Here is an 18,226-nt window from a genome sequence, read left to right as displayed (position 1 = left end):
GCTCGCACGCACCGCCCGAACGAGTGCGGAGCCCCGGCGATGCCGACCGGACGGGCCGACTCACCGCTACCGTGAGGACACCATGACCACTCCACCCGCCGAACCACCTCGCGTCGGCCGGCACGCCGCCGATCGGGACGCACCTGATCCCGCCCCCACGTGGAAGGCAGCAGCCCCGACCGCACCGGCACACGCCGCTGCCCCGCCCCGGCCACCCGCGACCACGGCCCCAGCCCCGGCGACCCCGGCAGTGGCGACCCCGGCACGGACGCAGGTGCCGAACACCATCGGCGACCTGCTGACCACGATGTCCGAGGTGGCCCGGGAGGCGGGCCGTTACGATCTCGTCAGTCGCCTCGACGGCGCGCGCACCCGGATCACCGACCCCCGCCTGCGGATCGTCGTGGTGGGTCAGCTGAAACAGGGCAAGAGCTCGTTCGTCAACGCACTGCTCAACCTGGACGTGTGCTCGGTCGGCGACGACGAGACGACCGCGGTGCCGACGGTCATCTCGCACGCCACGCAACCGTCGGCCCATCTGATCGTCGACGGCCCGGCCGCCGACAACCGCATCCCGGTGCCGATGGACGCCATCGCCGGCATCACCCCCGACTCCCCGCTCGCCGGTGGCCGCGAGGTGCTCCGGCTCGAGATCGAGGCACCCGGCCCGTTGCTCGCCGACGGCCTCGTCCTCGTCGACACCCCCGGCGTCGGCGGCCACGGACACCCTTATGCCGCAGCGACTCTGGGCATGGTCGCGGCAGCCGACGCGGTACTCGTCGTGTCGGATGCCAGCCAGGAGTTCACCGCGCCGGAGATGTCCTTCCTCCAGCAGGTCGCCGGACTGTGTCCGACCATCGCGTGCCTCATCACGAAGACCGACCTGTACCCGCACTGGCGGGCCATCGTCGACGCCGACCGGAGCCATCTGCAAACCGCGGACCTCGACATCCCGCTGTTGCCCGTCTCATCGGTGCTGCGCACCCACGCGCTGCGGCTCGGCGACGAGAAACTCAACGCGGAGGCCGGGTTCCTCGATCTGTACCGGTACCTGCGCGAGCGCGTGGTGTCCACCGCACGGCAGGCGACCCGCACGACCGTCGCCACCGATCTGCGGGTCGTCAGCGAACACCTCGCGCTCACCCTGGGCAGCGAACTCGCCGCCCTGCGCGATCCGGAGACCGCCGGCCGCGCTGTCGGCGCACTCCGGGAGGCCAAGTCCGACGCGGAGGCCATGCGGCGTCAGTCCGCTCAGTGGCAGCAGACGCTGGCCGACGGCATCGCCGACCTCGCGGCCGACATCGACCACGACCTGCGGGACCGTCTCCGCGCGGTGACCCGGGAAGCCGAACGGGCCATCGACGAGGGCGATCCGGGGGTCGACTGGGAACAGTTGAGCGAGTGGCTGGCCGATCAGACCGCCGCCGTCATCGGTGACAACTTCGTCTGGGCGCATGAACGATCGGTGTGGCTCGCCGAGCGGGTGGCCGACCACTTCGCGGCGGCCGGCCAGAACTCGCTGCCCGACATCGACGTCGCCGATCTGACCGGTGTGCTCGATTCGGTGGCCGAGCTCGCCGAACTCGACAGCGGCAGAGTCGGTCTCGCCCAGAAGCTGTTGATCGGCATGCGTGGTTCGTACGGCGGTGTGCTGATGTTCGGACTCATCTCGACGATGGTCGGCATGGCGCTCATCAACCCGGTGTCCGTGGGCGCCGGACTGCTCCTGGGCACCAAGGCGTACCGGGATGACAAGGAGGCGAAGGTCCTCGAGCGCCGCGCCAAGGCGAAGGTCGCGGTGCGCGCGTTCACCGACGACGTCAGCTTCCAGGTCGGCAAGGAGTCCCGCGATCGGTTGCGCGTCATCCAGCGAGTCCTCCGCGATCACTTCACCTCGGTCGCCGAACAGACCGCACGCTCGATCTCGGAATCCCTCAGTGCCGCACAGTCTGCCGCGACCCTCGCCGATTCGGAGCGATCCGGGCGCGTCGCCGAACTCGAGTCCCGGCTCACCGCGGTCGCCGCGCTGCGCAAGGCGGCCGATCATCTCGACCCGGACGAGCCCGCTGCGGAGCTTCCGCGCCGATGACCGACATCGCCCGCGTCCGAGGGTTTCTCGACGCCACCCGCACCGCCCTCGCCGACAACCCGCACGCACAGGCCGAGCTCGACATGTGCGCGCACCGGCTGTACCAGCCGGTGCGGGTCGCCCTGGCCGGTTCGCTCAAAGCAGGCAAGTCGACGCTGCTGAACGCCCTTGTGGGACAGGACATCGCCCCCACTGATGCCACCGAGTGCACGCGGGTCGTCACCTGGTACCGCAACGGCCGGTCGCCGTCGGTCACCGCACACGTCGACGACGGCCGTGCGGTGGGCATCCCGGTGACCCGCATCGATGGTCGGCTCGGCTTCGATTTCGGGCGGCTCACCGCCGATCGTGTCGACCGCCTGGACGTCGAATGGCCCGCGCGTGCCCTACAGTCGACGACCATCGTCGACACCCCGGGCACGGCGTCGTTGTCGACGGAGTTGTCCGCGTCGACAATCCGGCTCCTCACCCCCGACGACGGCCAGTCCGGCGTGGACGCCGTCGTCTACCTGTTGCGTTCGCTGACCGCCACCGACACGACGATGCTGCGCCGCATCGGGTCGGCCATCGGCGGATCGTCGGGCCCGCTGGGTGTCATCGGCGTCGTCTCCCGCGCGGACGAGCTCGGTGCCGGCCGGATGGATGCGATGATCTCCGCGCACCAGATCGCCGGACGGTTCGCCGGCGAGCTCGAACGCACGGGCCTGTGCCAGGCGGTCGTGCCGGTGGCGGGACTGCTGGCACTGGCCGCCCGCACCATGCGGGAGGTCGAGTTCCGCGCGCTGGCACAGCTGGCCGCGACCCCGGCACCCGACCTCGAGGCGGCCCTGCTGACGATGGACCGGTTCTCCCGGCCGGACATCCTGCCCGACATACCCGCCGAGCTCCGGCGCTCGCTGGCCGAACGCTTCGGCGCCTTCGGTATCCGAATGGCGGTCACGCTCATCCGGTTCGGCGCCGGCTCGTCGTCGGCGCTGGCCGCCGAACTCGTCGAGCGCAGCGGACTCTCGGAGTTGAGCGCCATCATCGACACCCAGTTCGGGCAGCGCGCGGACCAGCTCAAGTCGCATTCCGCGCTGGTGACGATGGATCACCTCCTGGCCGCGTCATCGTCGGCGGGGGCGCGCGACGTCCGGGCCGCGGTTCGCCGGGAACTCGCGGACGTCCACGGTTTCCGCGAGCTGCGTCTGCTCGGCACCATCCGGGCCGGGGGCGTTGACCTCCCCCCTGATCAGACGGCCGAGATCACCCGGCTCATCGGCGGGTCGGGCATCGATCCCGCGGCCCGCCTCGGACTGCCCGCGACCGCCGACGTGTACACACTGCGGGACGCCGCGATCGACGCCGCGCGGACCTGGCGGGCACGTGCCGGCCACCCGCTCCTCGCGCCGGCCTCGGCGTCGGCATGTCAGGTCGCGGTGCGTAGTGCCGAAGGCATCGTCGCCCAACTCGGTGAGGCGGTCCGGAGCGGCGGCGAGAGTTTCAGCGCAGGGACGCCGTGACCGACCGGGTGTAGGACGCTCCGGTGGCGACGACCGCGACAAGCGCGGCCGCCGCCGGAACCCACTGTGCGACAACCGGTAAACCGGCGTCGGAGAGTGCTGTCGCGGACGGGTTGACCGTGAGATGGAAGGCCACGGCGCCCGCCACCGCGACGACGGCGCCGACCGTCAGGATGCTCCGGCCGGACCGTCGACTGTCCCAGAGTCGCGCGGACCCGTACAGCCCGAGGAGCACGACGACCAGTGCGATCGCCCCGCCCACCATCAACGAGATGTCCACGGCGCGTGCGGCATCGGTCCCGCTGCCCGGATTGGTCCGGACGAGATCGGCGGCCAGAACGGCCCGAATGTCGTTCAGCGACACCAGCGTCAGGCCGACGGTCACCACGACCAGGGCCACCGACACCAACCAGCCGAGGATCGCATAGCGAGTGACCGGGGAGCGTCCGACCGGCCGCTGCGGGCGCAGCGGCGTGACGGCGACGCGCGGGCGGGGAGGCGGAGAGCCGTCGGCGTTCGACATCCCTCGATGGTAGTTGCCTGCGCGTTCCGCTACCCCGAACCGGCGCAACCTCGGATCATCGTTCTCGAAGCCGCCCCGCGACCACCACCGCATGTCCCCCGATCGGTGGAGGCACCATTCACCCCACCCATCACCCGGTCAGCGGAATCCCCCGACCACCCATCCCCGGCAGAGTCAGTGGTGTCACCAACACAACCCCCACACCACACCGGAGCCCACCATGAAAACCACCACCCGCATCGCCACCGCCACCCTCGGACTCGTCGCCGCCACCGGCATCGCCCTCGGCGCCGCCGGAGCAGCCCACGCCGGCACCCTACCCATCACCCGACCCGGCGAACCCACCGTCGCCATGACCATCACCAACCACACCGACAAGCCCGAATACCTCCAAGGCGCCAACGCCGACGGCGGCCAATGGATCAACGCACCCCAACACATCCTCTACCCCGGCGCCACCGAAACCATCACCGCCACCGCACCCTTCACCAACCACCTCGACGTCAACGCCATCTACCGCATCGGACTGTTCGGCCCCACCGCCAACTACCAACTCACCAACCACCCCCACAACGTCAACACCGCCATGAGCAGCATCTGGGGACCCCACGCCCAGAACTACTGGATGAACAACCACATCGACACCGGATACCCCCAGGTCAACGTCGGCTTCGACCAGTGGTGAACTACCGCGGACAAACGCAGAATGCGTCGTAGGTAACCGGTTTCCGGTACCTACGACGCATTCTGTGTGGGTCGGACCTCAGGGGCCGGCGGTGGCCCCCGTCAGTGGTGGCGACGTCGCCAGCAGGTCGTTCTCCTCGTCGGTGAAAGTCCGTGCACGTGAGAGGAAACGAACTCCTTCCGGCGCCTCGAGACTGAATCCGGCACCGCGGCCTTTCACGACGTCGAGGATCAGCTGAGTGTGTTTCCACAGCTCGAACTGGTCACCGTTGATCCAGACCCGAACGGCCGGAATGGGTTCGGGTAGTTCGATCTCGCCGACCAGCACGTCTCGCTGGCCCACGCGATACTCCCCGACCGGATAACACATCGGGGCCGAGCCGTCACAGCACCCACCGGACTGGTGGATCATGAGGCCGCCGTGCAGCTCCGACAACTTGGTCAGGAGCTGCACGGCGGAGTCTGTGGCGACCACGCGATCAGGGACACTCTGCTCGGCGGTCATCGTCAATCACCTTCCCAGGTCAGAAGAAACCCTTGGCGCTCTGAGCGTAACCGACCAGGAGGTTCTTGGTCTGCTGGTAGTGCTCGAGCATCATGAGGTGGTTCTCGCGACCGATACCGGACTGCTTGTAGCCGCCGAAGGCGGCGTGCGCCGGGTAGTCGTGGTAGGTGTTCGTCCACACCCGGCCGGCCTGGATCTCGCGGCCCGCCCGGTAGGCGGTCGCACCGTCGCGGCTCCACACACCGGCACCGAGCCCGTAGAGCGTGTCGTTGGCGATGTGCATGGCGTCGGCGAAGTCCTTGAAAGTGGTGACCGCGAGGACCGGGCCGAAGATCTCTTCCTGGAAGATGCGCATCTTGTTGTTGCCCTGGAAGACAGTCGGTTTGATGTAGAAGCCGCCGGCCAGGTCGCCGTCGAGTTCGGCTGCCTCGCCGCCGATCAGCACCTCGGCGCCCTCGTCCTTGCCGATGGCGAGGTAGGAGGAGATCTTCTCGAACTGATCGTTGGAGGCCTGCGCGCCCATCATCGTGTCGGTGTCGAGGGGGTTGCCCTGCTTGATCTTTCCGACGCGGTCGACGGCCTTGGCGATGAACTCGTCGTAGATGTCCTGCTGGATGAGTGCGCGGCTGGGGCAGGTGCACACCTCGCCCTGGTTGAGCGCGAACATCGAGAAGCCTTCCAGCGCACGGTCGAGGAACCCGTCGTCGGCGGACATCACGTCGTTGAAGAAGATGTTCGGGCTCTTGCCGCCCAGCTCGAGGGTGACCGGGATCAGGTTCTCCGAGGCGTACTGCATGATGAGCCGGCCGGTGGTGGTCTCACCGGTGAACGCGATCTTGCGGATACGGTTGCTCGACGCGAGCGGCTTGCCCGCCTCGACGCCGAACCCGTTGACCACGTTGAGGACTCCGGCGGGAAGCAGGTCGCTGATGAGGCTGACCAGGTACAGGATCGACGCGGGTGTCTGCTCGGCGGGCTTGAGCACGACCGCGTTGCCGGCGGCGAGCGCGGGCGCCAGCTTCCACACCGCCATCAGGATCGGGAAGTTCCAGGGGATGATCTGGCCGACGACGCCGAGCGGCTCGTGGAAGTGGTAGGCGACGGTGTCCTCGTCGACCTCGGAGATCGAACCCTCCTGGGCGCGGAGGGCGCCGGCGAAGTAGCGGAAGTGGTCGATGGCCAGCGGGATGTCGGCGGCCATGGTCTCGCGGACGGCCTTGCCGTTGTCCCAGGTCTCGGCGACGGCCAGCTTCTCGAGGTTCTCCTCCATGCGATCGGCGATGCGCAGCAGGGCCAGCGAGCGCTCGGCGACGGGGGTCTTGCCCCATCCGGGTGCGGCCTTGTGTGCGGCGTCGAGCGCGAGGTCGATGTCCTCGGCGGTCGAGCGTGCGACCTCGCAGAAGATCTTGCCGTCGACGGGCGACGGGTTCTCGAAGTACTGACCCTTCACCGGCGGGGTCCACTGTCCGCCGATCCAGTTGTCGTAGCGCGACTCGTAGCTCATCACCGAGCCATCGGCACCCGGCTTTGCGAAGACGGTCATGGTTGCTCCTTGCGTGTGGGCCTCAAGCTGAGGACGCTCTGCGGATGTCACACGGGACACCGGAGGCGTCCGTTGTGATCTGCTCCACACTCTAGGAGCGGGGTGGTTGCACGAGCGTTGCAACGTTGGCCACCTGCTGTTGACGCAGCTCAGCCGGTTACGCCCCGTACCTCTTGTCCAGGAGTCGGATGCGTCCGCCGACGACGGCCCGGTCGGGATCGCCGACCGGCAGGCGGTGTTCGAGGCGGCGCCAGGCGGCGAGGTCGTCGCGTCCGTGGGTCGACGACGTCCACCGGCGGAGGGCCGCGACGTCGCCGGACGCGAAGAGACGCGACCGCAGGTCCTCGCGGAGTTCCTCGAAGATCTCGACGATCCCCGGTGCGGTCGATTCGGCGAGCAACCCGCCGCGGCCGAGGTCATCGACGACCGACGCGAGGTCCGAACCCGACGAGATGCGCGACCGGAGATCGTCGACGTCGGAGGTGATGTCGAGTGTGAGCCGGTACGGCCGGCTCGCGACGACGTCGGCACCGAGGTCGCGGCGGAGTCGGGAGATCTCGGCCCGCACGGTGACCGGGTCGAGCCCGTCCTCGGCCAGCTTCAACGCGAGCTGTTCGGTGTTCAGACCTTCCGGAAACGCTTGCAGCAGAACGAGGATCTCGGCGTGCCTGCGCGACAGGGTGCGGGCGCCGGGCCCGTCGGCGGCGCGATGCCAGCGTCCCGGACCGTCACCGAGCACGGCGAGGTGGGCCGCGGCCCGCGGGCCCGGTGCCGGGTCGAAGGTGGCCGGGTCGGCGAGATCGACGGCGCCCGCCCGCAATTCGCGCTCGACAGCGGCGACGACCGACCGGACCGCCGCCAGCGCGAACGGCGCCGCGACCTCGCGCCCGCCGGTCACGTCGATGACACCGATCACGTGCCCGGTCAGCGGGTCGTGCACGGGCGCCGCCGCACAACTCCACTCCTGGACGGGTCCGGCGAAGTGTTCGGGGCCGACGACCTGCACACTCCGATCCACGGCCAGTGCCAGTCCGGGGGCGTTGGTGCCGACGACCTCCTCGCTCCACACCGAGCCCTCGACGAAGTCGATGTGGCCCGCGCGATCACGAGCGGCCGAGTCGCCCTCGATCCACAGCAGGCGCCCGGACTGGTCGGTCAGGGCGACGACGACCCCCGTGTCGGCGATGGCGTCGACCATCAGGGACTGCACCAACGGCCGGACGGCGGTGATGGGATGCGCGGCGCGGTAGGCGGCGAACTCCGCAGGCGACATCGTGGAGGCACGATCGCCGTTCGGGGTCGCGTCGCTGGGGTCCACTCCGCCGGTCAGGGACCTCGCCCACGAGTCGCGGACGATCGACCGAACCGCATCGGCCGGCGGATTGCCGCCGGAGAGGAAGTCCTCGTACGCCCGGCGGATGCGCGTGGCCACCGAAGCCGCGTCCGTCATGCACCCTCCGTACGATCAGCCGAGTCGATTGCCCGATATGTCGACGATTCTGCCTGCCGCGATGTGATCTCGGCAACAACCACCGAGGTCGTCGTCGTTGCGCCCCGCTCGACCGCACCCGGTCTAACCGAACCGCGCGGAGAACGTCCGCGGGGTCATACCGGTGACGGTCTTGAAGTCACGCACGAAGTGCGCCTCGTCGGCGTAGGACAGCTCCGCCGCCAGCGAGGCGAGCGTCCCCGACCGGTCGCGCAGCCGCTCGGCCGCCTCGTGGAGCCGTCGACGTTGGATGAGCCACTTCGGGGTGAGACCGAGACGACGCCGGGTCAGCCGCTGCAGGCTGCGTTCGGTGAGGTGGAATCGCTCGCAGATCTGCGCGACCGCGACGACCGACGAATCGGTTTCCACGTACTCCACGATCGCGTTGATCAGCCGGCCGTCGTCGTCGAGCGGGAGATACGACCGAAGCCAGTCCTCGACGCGGTCGGTCGCGGTCCGCTGGGTCGCCTCGACTCCGGGTTCGACGGCCATCACCGACCGCACCGACCGCTCGAGGTCGGTGCCCCGGTCGCCGAAGACCTCGGACAGTTCGGCATGCCGATCGGTCCATTTCCCGACGTCGCCGGTCAGCACTCCCCCGGCTGCCGGCGTGAGCATCACCCCGACTGCCCAGCCGTCGCCGGTCAGCACCGTCTCCGACAACCCGGTCACCACGCCGTAGAAGCGGGCGTAGGTGTTGCTGACGACGATGAGGCAGACGGGATACTGCAGGACGCGCTGCGGCGCCTCCGCCCCGGGCGGGACCCACCACACCGGGACCCAGAAGCGGCGCACCAGTTCGTTCAGATCGGGGCTCGGCGCCCACCGTCCGATGCGAAAGCTCGCGTCCGACGGGTCGATGAGGTGCGCGCGCTCGACGTCGTCGAGCCGCGCCGGATTGTCGGGTTTCATCAATCACCGTCCCGTGGTCTCGCGGTTGACTCTCATCATGACCGCAATCAACGACACCTCACCATTAGTCGACCACTACGTCCGCCTCGCCGACGGCTTCGCCACCGTCCTCGATGACGCGCCCGCCGGCACCTGGACCGCGGACTCGCCGTGCGAGGGATGGACCGGACGCGACGTCGTCGGCCACGTCATCGACACCCAGCGCGAGTTCTTCGCACGCCACGACATCGATGCCGGACCGGCACCCTCGCTCGACGACCCGGCCGCCGCCTGGCACACCCACCGCGACACCGTCGCCGGGCTGCTCGCCGACCCGACCGTCGGCGAACGCACCTTCGACGGACACTTCGGACCGACCACTATCGGCGAGACCCTCATCCGCTTCTACGGTTTCGACATGGTCGCCCACCGCTGGGACATCGCCCGCGCAGCCGGTGCCGACCATCGGTTCTCCGACGACGACCTGTCCGAGATGGAAGCCGCCGTCGACGGTTTCGGCGATGCGATCTACTCCGAAGGCGTGTGTCGCAAGGTCGAGATCCCGGCCGGTGCTGATCGGCAGACGACGCTGCTCGCCCGTTTGGGTCGCGTCGCGTCCTGAGGTCCCTGCGGGGACCAGACGCCCGCTTCTGCCCACAGAAGAGCGCCGAATTCCGCGGAGGCGCACCCCAGCCCCCGAGGAGCGCCGGAGCCTGCGGAGGCGCACCACCCCCGACCCCGTTTCGTGACCGACAGACTTCAACTCGACTCCTGGACCTCGATCGAAGTCCATCGGTCGAGTTGAAGTCCGCCGGTCGCGGGCCCGAAGGGGAGGAACGCGTCTCACCAGGACCCTTCGTGACGCGGCCTCCGCAAGCTCCGGTCGCTCCACAGGGAGCGGTGCGCAGAACTCACGGAATCCAGCCGTTGTGCCGCGGGTAGCGCGCGCGGAGGTGGCCGTAGACGTAGGTGCTCGCGAGCAGCGCGATGCCGGCACCGATCGACGGCCAGAGGAACGCGTTGTCGAGCGATTCGCGGACCGCCGCGACGGCCCATCCGATCACGAACAGCACGAGCGCGATGGTCGCCAGAATGCGGATCACGAGGACGACCGTGGCGAGCACCGCCCACACCGCCTCACGCGCCCGCCCCGGACTTCCCGCCACGTCGGTCATCGTAATGTCGGGCCGGGCCGCGGGCAGGCCTCGCGCGTCTCGCAGTTGTCCCCACCGGTCGGTGCCGCATGGACAATGGTGGGATGAAGACCATCCTCAACGTCATCTGGCTCGTCCTGTGCGGACTGTGGATGGCGATCGGCTACGTCGTCGCCGGCATCATCTGCTGCATCCTGATCATCACGATCCCGTTCGGCATCGCCTCGTTCCGGATGGCGAGCTACGCGCTCTGGCCCTTCGGACGAACTGTCATCCGCAAGCCGACCGCGGGCGTCGCGTCGACCATCGGCAACGTCATCTGGATCATCGTGGCCGGGTTGTGGCTCGCGATCGGGCACATCACCACCGGCATCGCGATGTGCCTCACGATCATCGGCATCCCCCTCGGCATCGCGAGTTTCAAGATGGTGCCGGTGTCGCTTCTGCCCCTCGGCGCCGAGATCGTCCCGACCGATCAGCGGATGCCCGGCGGTACGCCGGTGCGGATGTGATCCACCGAACGTCGCGCTGACCTCCCCCGACCCATCCGCCACCCAACCCATCCGGGACGCCGATGGATCCGAACAGGTGGCATGACACTCGGGTCCCAGACTGACGTCGCGAGCGCGTGGCTCGGCACGGACGCGACGCTGCCGCCGGTGGCGACCGCCTGTCTCTCGCTGTACGCGACCGGCGCCCGACTCCACCAGGAGTCGTTCAGCCGACGGCCCGAGTACCCCGGACACCATCCGCGCACGTCATCCTTCTTGCCGCAGCCTCGTTGCCTCCGGGCCCACGCGGAAACGTGACGCCCGCTCGCCGAGAGCGGCGTTCGGGGGGACAGCAACAGATCGTTCGACGACGGCAGGAGGCACGTGATGGCTGATCATCTCGATCCCGACGCTGCCGAATTGCTGGAGATGGCACCGCTGGTCGCGCTCGACGCATTGTCCGCCGACGAACTGCGCGACGTCCAGGCTCGGGTCGCGGCCGCGCCGCAGGATCTCCAGACCTTGTTCGACAAGCAGGTCCGCGCGACCCGCGAGGCGCTGGCCGCGATGAGCAAGACGACGGCCACGCCGCCCCCGCCGACGCTCCGTGATCGCATCCTCTCCGCTGCGCGTGCCGACGCCGGTCTCGACGCGCCGGACGTCGCCGGCCCGGGCGCCGAGGCGCCGACCGGGCCGGGATCGCCGCCTCCGCAGCAGCAATCCGCGCCTGCCGCATCCGATCCGAGGGTTCCCGCCCCCGTGACGCCGACGCTCGAATCGGACGACCGACGGCGCCTGCCTCGCCGCTGGACGTATCTCGCCGCCGCGGCGGTGGCGGCCGTCGCCATCGGCGCCGCCGGGTGGGTCATGGGAGAGTCGAGCTCGCCGGAACCGGAGGTCCGCCCACTCGCCTCACCGGCCGAACAGGTCTTCTCCGCGGAGGACCTGCGGTCGACGGGCGGCCCGGTAGCGACCGGCAATGTCACCGTCTATCTCGCCAAGTCGGCGGATACCGGTGTACTGGTGATGGATTCGGTCCCGCCACCACAGCCGGGGACCGTCTACCAGATGTGGCTCATCGGGCCGGGCGGCGCTCGCTCGGCCGGCACGATGACCGACCAGGACGTCGAACCGGTCACCACCGCCGTGCTCTCCGGGATCAACGACGCCTCGACGCTCGCGTTCACCGTCGAACCGCCCGGCGGTTCGGACCGTCCCACCACCACCCCTGTCGCCCAGCTGTCGTTGCTCTGAGCATCTCGCCGAAAACCACCCTGTGGAACCGGACACGCGACGCATCGTCGGCTGTCCGCTTCCTACGGGTGGTTTTCGGACTCACTTCAACAGCGCGCGGATCGCCTCGATGCTGTCGGCTTGCGCGGGAGTCTTGTCCGGGCGGTAACGCACCACGCGCGCGAAGCGCAGCGCGACCCCGCCCGGATATCTCGAACTCCGTTGCGCGCCATCGAGTTCGATCTCGACGACGATCTCCGGACGCAGGTACACCGTGTACGAGTCCCGGTGCGTCTCGTGCTTCGGGAACTCCTCGGTCTGCCAGCGCAACAGCTCGTCCGTCAGGCCCTTGAACGTCTTCCCGACCATCACGAGCTCGCCCGTCTCGGGATCGCGGGCGCCGAGATGCAGATTCGACAGCCACCCCGACCGCCGGCCCGAGCCCCATTCGGCACCGAGCACCACCAGATCGAACGTGTGCGTCGGTTTGACCTTCTGCCAGGCCTTTCCGCGGCGACCCGCCACATACAGGCCGTCGAGCGACTTCACCATCACACCCTCGTGACCGTCGGCCATCGCGGCGTCGAAGTGGCTGCGGGCCTCCTCGACGCTCGGCCGGGTCACGGCGGGGATACGCAACTGCGGCGCAATCGAGTCGATCGCCGCGAGCCGCTCGGACAGCGGGCGGTCGATGAGGTCGACGCCGTCGAGATGCAGGCAGTCGAAGAAGAACGGCTTTAGCAGGCGTTCGGGTTCACCGGCCGCGGTGGGCCCGGAGCCGAAACGGCTCATGGTGTCCTGGAATGATCGCGGGCGCCCGTCGTCGGAGAGCATCAGCGTCTCGCCGTCGAGAATGACCGAGTCGCAGGGCAGGGAGGCGATCACCGAGACGAGGTCGGGGACGTTCGCCGTCACGTCGCGCAACGTGCGGGTGAACACCGAGATCTCGGTCCCCTTGCGGTGCACCTGGATTCGGGCACCGTCGAGCTTGTAGTCGACGACGAGGTCGGGCCCGAGGAGCGCAAGCGCGGAGTCGAGGTCGTCGGCGGGTGTCGCGAGCATCGGTTCGACGGCGCGTCCGACCTCCAGGCCGACCCCCGCCAGCGACTCCGCGCCGAACCGGGCCAGCGCGGCGGTGACCGGCAGCGAACCGGTCAGCATGTTCGCGCGGCGCACCAGAGCCAGATCCTGGCCGGTGACCTTCGCGATGGCGTCGGTCATGACACCGGCCAGCGCCCCCTGCCGCAATTCACCGGTGAGCAGTGCCACGAGGAACTTCTGCTCGGACTCGGTCGACGCGGCGAACAACGACGCGATGATCTCGCCGCGCCGCTTCGTCGAACCCGGACCCGACGCGGACGCGAGCTCGCCGAGCGCGGCGTCGACGGCAGCGACCTCGAGGGTCGGCGAATCGGCCGGTGGTGCCATCAGTTTGGACAGCGACCGCCACCCGACGCCGAGCCGGCCCTGCGGGATCTCCCCCGACAGCCAGGCGACGACGACCGGCAGTTCCTCGTCGGTCGCCTGGGAGAGCGCCTCGGCGAGCACCGTCGTCTTCCGTATCCGCGACCGGTCTCGCGCGACATCCGCGGAGGTCTCGACGACGTCGATCAGCCTCATGTCGCCTCACCTGCTGCCGGACGCGCATTCACCTGTCCGACGGTACGCCGAGCCCCCGACAACCCGTCCTGCTCAGACCTCGGTGAGGTCGACGGACTTGGTCTCGCGGACGCTGAGCAGGGCGATCATCGTGGCGCAGGCGGCGACCGCGAGATACACGCCCACCCAGCCGACGCCGTAGTCGGCGACGATCCACGTCGCGATGAACGGGGCCACGGCGGCGCCGAGGATGGACGCCACGTTGTAGGCCACGCCCGAACCCGTGTAGCGCACGTTGGTCGGGAACAGCTCGGGCAGGATCGCGCTCATCGGCCCGAAGGTGAGACCCATCAGCGTCATTCCGAGGATCAGGAAGAACAGCATCATGCCGTCGGTCATCGACGCCGGGTCGAGCAGCCACTGGAAGCACAGACCGAAGACGATGATCGCCGCGGTGATCACGATGAGGAAGGCGCGGCGGCCGTACCGGTCGGCGAGGCGCCCCGAGATCGGCACGCACGCGGCGAAGAAGAGGACCGCGACGAGCTGCAGCTGCAGGAAGTCGACGTAGCTGATGGAGAGCTTCACACCCGATTCGTCGGTCACCTTGCCGGTGCCGTAGGAGATCACCCAGGTGGTCACGATGTAGAAAAGCGTGTACGTCGCGACCATGATGAACGTGCCCGCGATGAGCGGACGCCAGCTGGTCTTGACGACCTCTGCCAGCGGCGCCTTGACCTTCTTGCCGTCCGCGACGGCCTTCACGAACACCGGTGTCTCGGTGAGCTTCAGACGCACGTATAGCCCGACGGCCACCATGATCGCACTGGCCAGGAACGGGATTCGCCAGCCCCAGGTCATGAAGGCGTGGTCGGGGTCGGCGGTCGCGGCATCGAAATCGAGGGCGAGCATCAGCAGCAGAAAGGTGCCGTTGGCGAAGAAGAACCCGATCGGCGCACCCAGCTGCGGCCACATCGCGGCCCACGCCCGTTTGCCCTTCTCGGCCGTCTCGGTGGCGAGAAGCGCTGCGCCCGACCACTCCCCGCCGAGCCCGAGGCCCTGGCAGAACCGCATCAGCGCAAGCAGCGCGGGCGCGAGATAGCCGACGGAATCGTAGGTGGGCAGCAGGCCGATGACGAAGGTCGCGATGCCCATGGTGAGCAGCGAACCGACTAGCGTCGCCTTACGTCCGATGCGATCGCCGAAGTGCCCGAACAGGATCGAGCCGATGGGCCGCGCCACGAACGCGAGGCCGAAGGTCGCGAACGACGACAGCAGCGCCGCGGTGTCGTCCCCCTTGGGGAAGAACAGCACCGGGAACACGAGGACCGCGGCCGTGGCATAGATGTAGAAGTCGAAGAACTCGATGCTCGTCCCGATCATCGACGCGACCACGATGCGGCTGCGGGGTACCGGCGCCTGATCGGGATGGTCGATGTTGCGGACCGCGGAATCGCTCATTCGCGCGACGTTACGCCTGCGGCTCGAGCGATCGATTCCGACCCCTGAGAAAAAGCTGAGCGGACCGCGACACCCAGCGGACGCGGCATCGCAGTCCAACCCGACTGCTCACTTGTCCCGGTGTGGACCCGTCAGTTGGACGAGGACGTCGACTGCCGTTGCCAGATCGGCATCCTCGAGGTCCGAGAGCATCGTCTGTACGACCCCTCGGACGATGTCGGGTCGCGGCTGGTACCGGATGTCGATTGCGGTCGCGATGTTCCACGTGAGCAGGAAGGCATCGCGGACCGCGTGGTCGTAGAGCGCTCGCACAGTTGTGTGGGTGCCGTCGAGGTCGACGACCCGTTGCGTGTCGAGGACTTCGGCGAAGGCGGCGACCAGCAGGTCGGCACTTCGCCGGTATCGGTGTTCGAATCCGCCTCCGTACTGGTCCGCCACCAGCGGGAACGATGCCCTGTCCATCGGTGCAGCTCGCCGAGAGTTCAGCTCCTCGCCGGTGAGGAGCGCTGTGAGACGCGTGTTTCGTTCAACGGCGGCCAGGTACAGATCACCGAGGTCGCCCCACCCCGAAGTGGTCCGGATGGCCATGTCACCGACTGTCATCTCCGAGACTTGCGCACCCACATCGTCAGTGACCGCCCGCAAAGCCGATGTATCCATTCGACGTCCCTTCTTCCAGACAATGCCCGATCAATCTGTCGATCAGTCCCGGTGGACCGCGATGATGAGAGGATGCTCCCGCACCGCACGGGAGAGGCCGTTCGCAGCGATCGTCTACCACGGTAGACGATTCGAGAGAGGATGTCGATGGTGAACGACGACAGTGCCTCGGGCGCAGAGCCCGATCTCGGCGCACTTCTCGGGCGACTGATACCGCATCTGATCACCCTCGAGGAGCCGATCCTCCGGGCCGCCGGACTGTCGATGTGGGAGTACGCCATCGTGAGCGAGATCGCCGCGACGCCGGCAGTGTCGCAGCGTGAGTTGTCCGAACGCACCGGGCGAGATCCGACACGGCTCGGCAAGCACCTGGACGAACTCCAGCAGCGGGGCCTCGTGTCCAGGGACAGGTCGGGCAGTCGTCGCCAGTGGACCGTCTCGACCACGCCGGAGGGGCGTTCACTGCACGATGGCGTCCGGGCCGAGATCCGAGCCGTGGAAGACGAGCTACTCCGCGGCGCCATGTCCGACGGTCAGGCAGCGACCTTCCGGCGGTTGCTGAAAAGCCTTGTCGCAGAGATCTCCTGAAGGTCTTCGAGGCCGGCCGACTACCGGCAACCGCCGTTAGTCGGCCGAAGGACGTACCGCCTCAGCTACCCCGTTTGATCCACTCTTCGAGATGAGGAGCTTCGTCGCCGACGGTCGTGCCGTCGCCGTGACCGGTGTAGACCTTGGTCTCGGGGTCGAGGGTGAAGATCTTCTCGGTGATCGAGGCGATGATCGTCGGGAAGCTCGAGTACGAGCGGCCTGTTGCGCCCGGCCCGCCCTGGAACAGGGTGTCGCCGGAGAACAGCACCTTCGCCTCGGGCAGGTGGATCACCGACGAGCCCGGCGAATGGCCCGGGGTGTTGATGATCGTCAGCTCGGTACCGGCGATCCCGATCTTCTGCCCGTCCTCGAGATCCTGGTGCGCGACATCGGGATGGGTGTCGTTCCACAGCATGTCGTCGCCGGGGTGCAGCAGGAACGGCGCTCCGGTGGCCTGCGACAGTTCCGGGGCGACGGTGACGTGGTCGTTGTGCCCGTGGGTCAGCACGATCGCCTTCACGGTGCGGTTGCCGACGCCGGCGAGGATCGGCTGCGCGGAGTGGGCGGCGTCGATGATGATGACCTCGTCGTCGTTGCCGACGAGCCACACATTGTTGTCGACGTCCCAGGTGCCGCCGTCGAGACTGAACGTGCCCGAGGTGACGACGTTGTCGATGCGCAGATCCGACATCAGAGTTCCACCACCGATCGCAGCACCTTGCCGGCTTCCATCGCCGAGAACGCGGCCTCGACGTCGTTGATGCCGATGCGTTCGGTGACGAACTTGTCCAGCGGCAGACGACCCTGCTCGTACAGGTCGATCAGCATCGGGAAGTCGCGCTCGGGCAGGCAGTCGCCGTACCACGACGACTTCAACGCGCCACCGCGGGAGAAGAAGTCGACCAGCGGCATCTCCAGGGTCATCTCCGGGGTCGGCACACCGACCAGCACGACGACCCCGGCGAGATCGCGCGCGTAGAAGGCCTGCTTGTAGGTCTCCGGGCGGCCGACCGCATCGATCACGACGTCGGCGCCGTTGCCGTCGGTCAGTTCCTGCACCGCGGCGATCACATCATCGACCTTCGAGCCGTCGATGGTGTGGGTGGCACCGAGGTCTTTCGCCCACTCCAGCTTCGACGCATCGCGGTCGATCGCGATGATCGTCGTCGCACCGGCCAACCGGGCACCGGCGATCGCGGCGTCACCGACACCGCCACACCCGATGACCGCGACCGAGTCGCCGCGGCCGACGTTGCCGGTGTTCATCGCCGCCCCGATACCGGCCATCACGCCGCAGCCGAGCAGCCCGGCCACGGCAGGGTCGGTGTCGGGATTGACCTTGGTGCACTGCAATTCGTGGATCAAAGTCTTCTCCGCGAACGCACCGATGCCCAGCGCCGGGGTCAGTTCGGTGCCGTCGGTCAGGGTCATCGGGACGCTGGCGTTGAAGGTGTCGAAGCAGTACCACGGACGCCCCCGCTTACACGCCCGGCACTGCCCACACACCGCCCGCCAGTTCAGGACGACGAAGTCGCCGACCTCGACGTGGGTGACATCGGAACCGACCGACTCGACCACACCCGCGGCCTCGTGGCCGAGCAGGAACGGATACTCGTCATTGATGCCGCCCTCGCGGTAGGCCAGATCCGTATGACAGACACCGCACGCCTTGATCGCCACCACCACATCACGCGCACCCGGGTCCGGGATCACCACATCCACGACCTCCGTCGGCGCCTTCTTGCTGCGCGAAATGACTCCCTTGACTGTCTGCGACATACGTTGTTCCTTCCGCAACTGCGTTGTTCGGGGTA

At 68.4% G+C, this 18,226-nt stretch carries 18 protein-coding genes; 7 read left to right on the top strand and 11 right to left on the bottom strand.

All coding sequences use genetic code 11. From position 1 onward, the window contains the following. Positions 1 to 82 precede the first annotated feature (82 nt). Positions 83 to 2,089: a dynamin family protein gene (locus KB201_RS10415; protein WP_211539211.1), complete on the top strand. Its 2,007-nt coding sequence runs from the start codon at positions 83 to 85 to the stop codon at positions 2,087 to 2,089. Continuing rightward, on the top strand, positions 2,086 to 3,591 hold the full coding sequence (locus KB201_RS10410) for a dynamin family protein (protein ID WP_211539209.1): 1,506 nt from the start codon (positions 2,086 to 2,088) through the stop codon (positions 3,589 to 3,591). Before KB201_RS10415 ends, KB201_RS10410 begins: the two co-directional genes overlap by 4 nt. On the opposite strand, the gene KB201_RS10405 is transcribed toward KB201_RS10410, so the two are convergent. After that, complete coding sequence (locus KB201_RS10405) at positions 3,572 to 4,114, bottom strand: hypothetical protein (protein ID WP_211539207.1); 543 nt, start codon at positions 4,112 to 4,114, stop codon at positions 3,572 to 3,574. The two genes, KB201_RS10410 and KB201_RS10405, sit on opposite strands and share 20 nt — an antisense overlap. A gap of 220 nt (positions 4,115 to 4,334) precedes the next feature. On the opposite strand from KB201_RS10405, the gene KB201_RS10400 reads away from it, so the two are divergent. Further along, positions 4,335 to 4,799 carry a hypothetical protein gene (locus KB201_RS10400; RefSeq protein ID WP_211539205.1) on the top strand — a complete coding sequence of 155 codons (465 nt, stop codon included), beginning with the start codon at positions 4,335 to 4,337 and terminating at the stop codon, positions 4,797 to 4,799. 78 nt (positions 4,800 to 4,877) lie between these two features. Here KB201_RS10400 and KB201_RS10395 read toward each other — a convergent pair whose 3' ends face one another. The 4 genes from KB201_RS10395 to KB201_RS10380 form a co-directional block, all read right to left on the bottom strand. Beyond that, positions 4,878 to 5,303 (bottom strand): DUF779 domain-containing protein, encoded by a 426-nt coding sequence (locus KB201_RS10395; RefSeq protein WP_065631317.1) that lies wholly within the window; start codon positions 5,301 to 5,303, stop codon positions 4,878 to 4,880. Between the two features lie 19 nt (positions 5,304 to 5,322). Next, positions 5,323 to 6,846, bottom strand: a complete 1,524-nt coding sequence (locus KB201_RS10390) for an aldehyde dehydrogenase family protein (protein WP_004021499.1) — start codon at positions 6,844 to 6,846, stop codon at positions 5,323 to 5,325. A 157-nt stretch (positions 6,847 to 7,003) separates the two neighbouring features. Beyond that, positions 7,004 to 8,296 carry a GAF domain-containing protein gene (locus KB201_RS10385; RefSeq protein WP_065631318.1) on the bottom strand — a complete coding sequence of 431 codons (1,293 nt, stop codon included), beginning with the start codon at positions 8,294 to 8,296 and terminating at the stop codon, positions 7,004 to 7,006. Positions 8,297 to 8,419: 123 nt separating this feature from the next. After that, the gene (locus tag KB201_RS10380) at positions 8,420 to 9,247 is read right to left on the bottom strand and encodes an AraC family transcriptional regulator (protein ID WP_211539203.1); all 828 of its coding nucleotides are present in this window, start codon (positions 9,245 to 9,247) and stop codon (positions 8,420 to 8,422) included. A gap of 37 nt (positions 9,248 to 9,284) precedes the next feature. Here KB201_RS10380 and KB201_RS10375 point away from each other — a divergent pair, with 37 nt between their 5' ends. Next, positions 9,285 to 9,848: a maleylpyruvate isomerase family mycothiol-dependent enzyme gene (locus tag KB201_RS10375; protein ID WP_211539201.1), complete on the top strand. Its 564-nt coding sequence runs from the start codon at positions 9,285 to 9,287 to the stop codon at positions 9,846 to 9,848. 289 nt (positions 9,849 to 10,137) lie between these two features. Here KB201_RS10375 and KB201_RS10370 read toward each other — a convergent pair whose 3' ends face one another. Then, positions 10,138 to 10,401, bottom strand: coding sequence for a hypothetical protein (locus KB201_RS10370; protein WP_211539193.1), 264 nt, complete (start codon positions 10,399 to 10,401; stop codon positions 10,138 to 10,140). Positions 10,402 to 10,484: 83 nt separating this feature from the next. On the opposite strand from KB201_RS10370, the gene KB201_RS10365 reads away from it, so the two are divergent. Then, positions 10,485 to 10,892: a YccF domain-containing protein gene (locus tag KB201_RS10365; protein ID WP_058253395.1), complete on the top strand. Its 408-nt coding sequence runs from the start codon at positions 10,485 to 10,487 to the stop codon at positions 10,890 to 10,892. Between the two features lie 366 nt (positions 10,893 to 11,258). Then, positions 11,259 to 12,125 carry an anti-sigma factor gene (locus KB201_RS10360; protein WP_211539188.1) on the top strand — a complete coding sequence of 289 codons (867 nt, stop codon included), beginning with the start codon at positions 11,259 to 11,261 and terminating at the stop codon, positions 12,123 to 12,125. An 81-nt stretch (positions 12,126 to 12,206) separates the two neighbouring features. On the opposite strand, the gene KB201_RS10355 is transcribed toward KB201_RS10360, so the two are convergent. From KB201_RS10355 to KB201_RS10345, 3 genes are all read right to left on the bottom strand, one after another. Beyond that, on the bottom strand, positions 12,207 to 13,724 hold the full coding sequence (locus KB201_RS10355; RefSeq protein ID WP_211539186.1) for an ATP-dependent DNA ligase: 1,518 nt from the start codon (positions 13,722 to 13,724) through the stop codon (positions 12,207 to 12,209). Between the two features lie 72 nt (positions 13,725 to 13,796). Beyond that, positions 13,797 to 15,164 (bottom strand): MFS transporter, encoded by a 1,368-nt coding sequence (locus KB201_RS10350; protein ID WP_165629267.1) that lies wholly within the window; start codon positions 15,162 to 15,164, stop codon positions 13,797 to 13,799. A gap of 108 nt (positions 15,165 to 15,272) precedes the next feature. Beyond that, the gene (locus tag KB201_RS10345) at positions 15,273 to 15,752 is read right to left on the bottom strand and encodes a hypothetical protein (protein WP_211539184.1); all 480 of its coding nucleotides are present in this window, start codon (positions 15,750 to 15,752) and stop codon (positions 15,273 to 15,275) included. 219 nt (positions 15,753 to 15,971) lie between these two features. On the opposite strand from KB201_RS10345, the gene KB201_RS10340 reads away from it, so the two are divergent. Then, the gene (locus KB201_RS10340; protein WP_159369760.1) at positions 15,972 to 16,412 is read left to right on the top strand and encodes a MarR family winged helix-turn-helix transcriptional regulator; all 441 of its coding nucleotides are present in this window, start codon (positions 15,972 to 15,974) and stop codon (positions 16,410 to 16,412) included. Between the two features lie 61 nt (positions 16,413 to 16,473). Here KB201_RS10340 and KB201_RS10335 read toward each other — a convergent pair whose 3' ends face one another. Together KB201_RS10335 and KB201_RS10330 are read right to left on the bottom strand one after the other, a co-directional pair. Beyond that, the gene (locus KB201_RS10335; protein WP_211539176.1) at positions 16,474 to 17,103 is read right to left on the bottom strand and encodes an MBL fold metallo-hydrolase; all 630 of its coding nucleotides are present in this window, start codon (positions 17,101 to 17,103) and stop codon (positions 16,474 to 16,476) included. Beyond that, the gene (locus KB201_RS10330; RefSeq protein WP_064570922.1) at positions 17,103 to 18,191 is read right to left on the bottom strand and encodes an S-(hydroxymethyl)mycothiol dehydrogenase; all 1,089 of its coding nucleotides are present in this window, start codon (positions 18,189 to 18,191) and stop codon (positions 17,103 to 17,105) included. Before KB201_RS10330 ends, KB201_RS10335 begins: the two co-directional genes overlap by 1 nt. Positions 18,192 to 18,226: the final 35 nt, after the last annotated feature.

It is taken from the genome of Gordonia sp. SCSIO 19800, assembly GCF_018132775.1.
GTDB lineage: Bacteria > Actinomycetota > Actinomycetes > Mycobacteriales > Mycobacteriaceae > Gordonia > Gordonia hongkongensis.
The sequence above is the reverse complement of the archived record's forward strand: the minus strand, read 5'-3'. Positions and strand labels throughout refer to the sequence as shown.

Bases quoted from the DNA above. Each gene is read 5' to 3' on its own strand.
- KB201_RS10335 (WP_211539176.1), bottom strand. From the start codon at position 17,103: ATGTCGGATCTGCGCATCGACAACGTCGTCACCTCGGGCACGTTCAGT.
- KB201_RS10370 (WP_211539193.1), bottom strand. From the start codon at position 10,401: ATGACCGACGTGGCGGGAAGTCCGGGGCGGGCGCGTGAGGCGGTGTGG.
- KB201_RS10330 (WP_064570922.1), bottom strand. From the start codon at position 18,191: ATGTCGCAGACAGTCAAGGGAGTCATTTCGCGCAGCAAGAAGGCGCCG.
- KB201_RS10350 (WP_165629267.1), bottom strand. From the start codon at position 15,164: ATGAGCGATTCCGCGGTCCGCAACATCGACCATCCCGATCAGGCGCCG.
- KB201_RS10375 (WP_211539201.1), top strand. From the start codon at position 9,285: ATGACCGCAATCAACGACACCTCACCATTAGTCGACCACTACGTCCGC.
- KB201_RS10410 (WP_211539209.1), top strand. From the start codon at position 2,086: ATGACCGACATCGCCCGCGTCCGAGGGTTTCTCGACGCCACCCGCACC.
- KB201_RS10400 (WP_211539205.1), top strand. From the start codon at position 4,335: ATGAAAACCACCACCCGCATCGCCACCGCCACCCTCGGACTCGTCGCC.
- KB201_RS10360 (WP_211539188.1), top strand. From the start codon at position 11,259: ATGGCTGATCATCTCGATCCCGACGCTGCCGAATTGCTGGAGATGGCA.
- KB201_RS10405 (WP_211539207.1), bottom strand. From the start codon at position 4,114: ATGTCGAACGCCGACGGCTCTCCGCCTCCCCGCCCGCGCGTCGCCGTC.
- KB201_RS10365 (WP_058253395.1), top strand. From the start codon at position 10,485: ATGAAGACCATCCTCAACGTCATCTGGCTCGTCCTGTGCGGACTGTGG.
- KB201_RS10390 (WP_004021499.1), bottom strand. From the start codon at position 6,846: ATGACCGTCTTCGCAAAGCCGGGTGCCGATGGCTCGGTGATGAGCTAC.
- KB201_RS10355 (WP_211539186.1), bottom strand. From the start codon at position 13,724: ATGAGGCTGATCGACGTCGTCGAGACCTCCGCGGATGTCGCGCGAGAC.
- KB201_RS10345 (WP_211539184.1), bottom strand. From the start codon at position 15,752: ATGGCCATCCGGACCACTTCGGGGTGGGGCGACCTCGGTGATCTGTAC.
- KB201_RS10385 (WP_065631318.1), bottom strand. From the start codon at position 8,296: ATGACGGACGCGGCTTCGGTGGCCACGCGCATCCGCCGGGCGTACGAG.
- KB201_RS10380 (WP_211539203.1), bottom strand. From the start codon at position 9,247: ATGAAACCCGACAATCCGGCGCGGCTCGACGACGTCGAGCGCGCGCAC.
- KB201_RS10415 (WP_211539211.1), top strand. From the start codon at position 83: ATGACCACTCCACCCGCCGAACCACCTCGCGTCGGCCGGCACGCCGCC.
- KB201_RS10340 (WP_159369760.1), top strand. From the start codon at position 15,972: ATGGTGAACGACGACAGTGCCTCGGGCGCAGAGCCCGATCTCGGCGCA.
- KB201_RS10395 (WP_065631317.1), bottom strand. From the start codon at position 5,303: ATGACCGCCGAGCAGAGTGTCCCTGATCGCGTGGTCGCCACAGACTCC.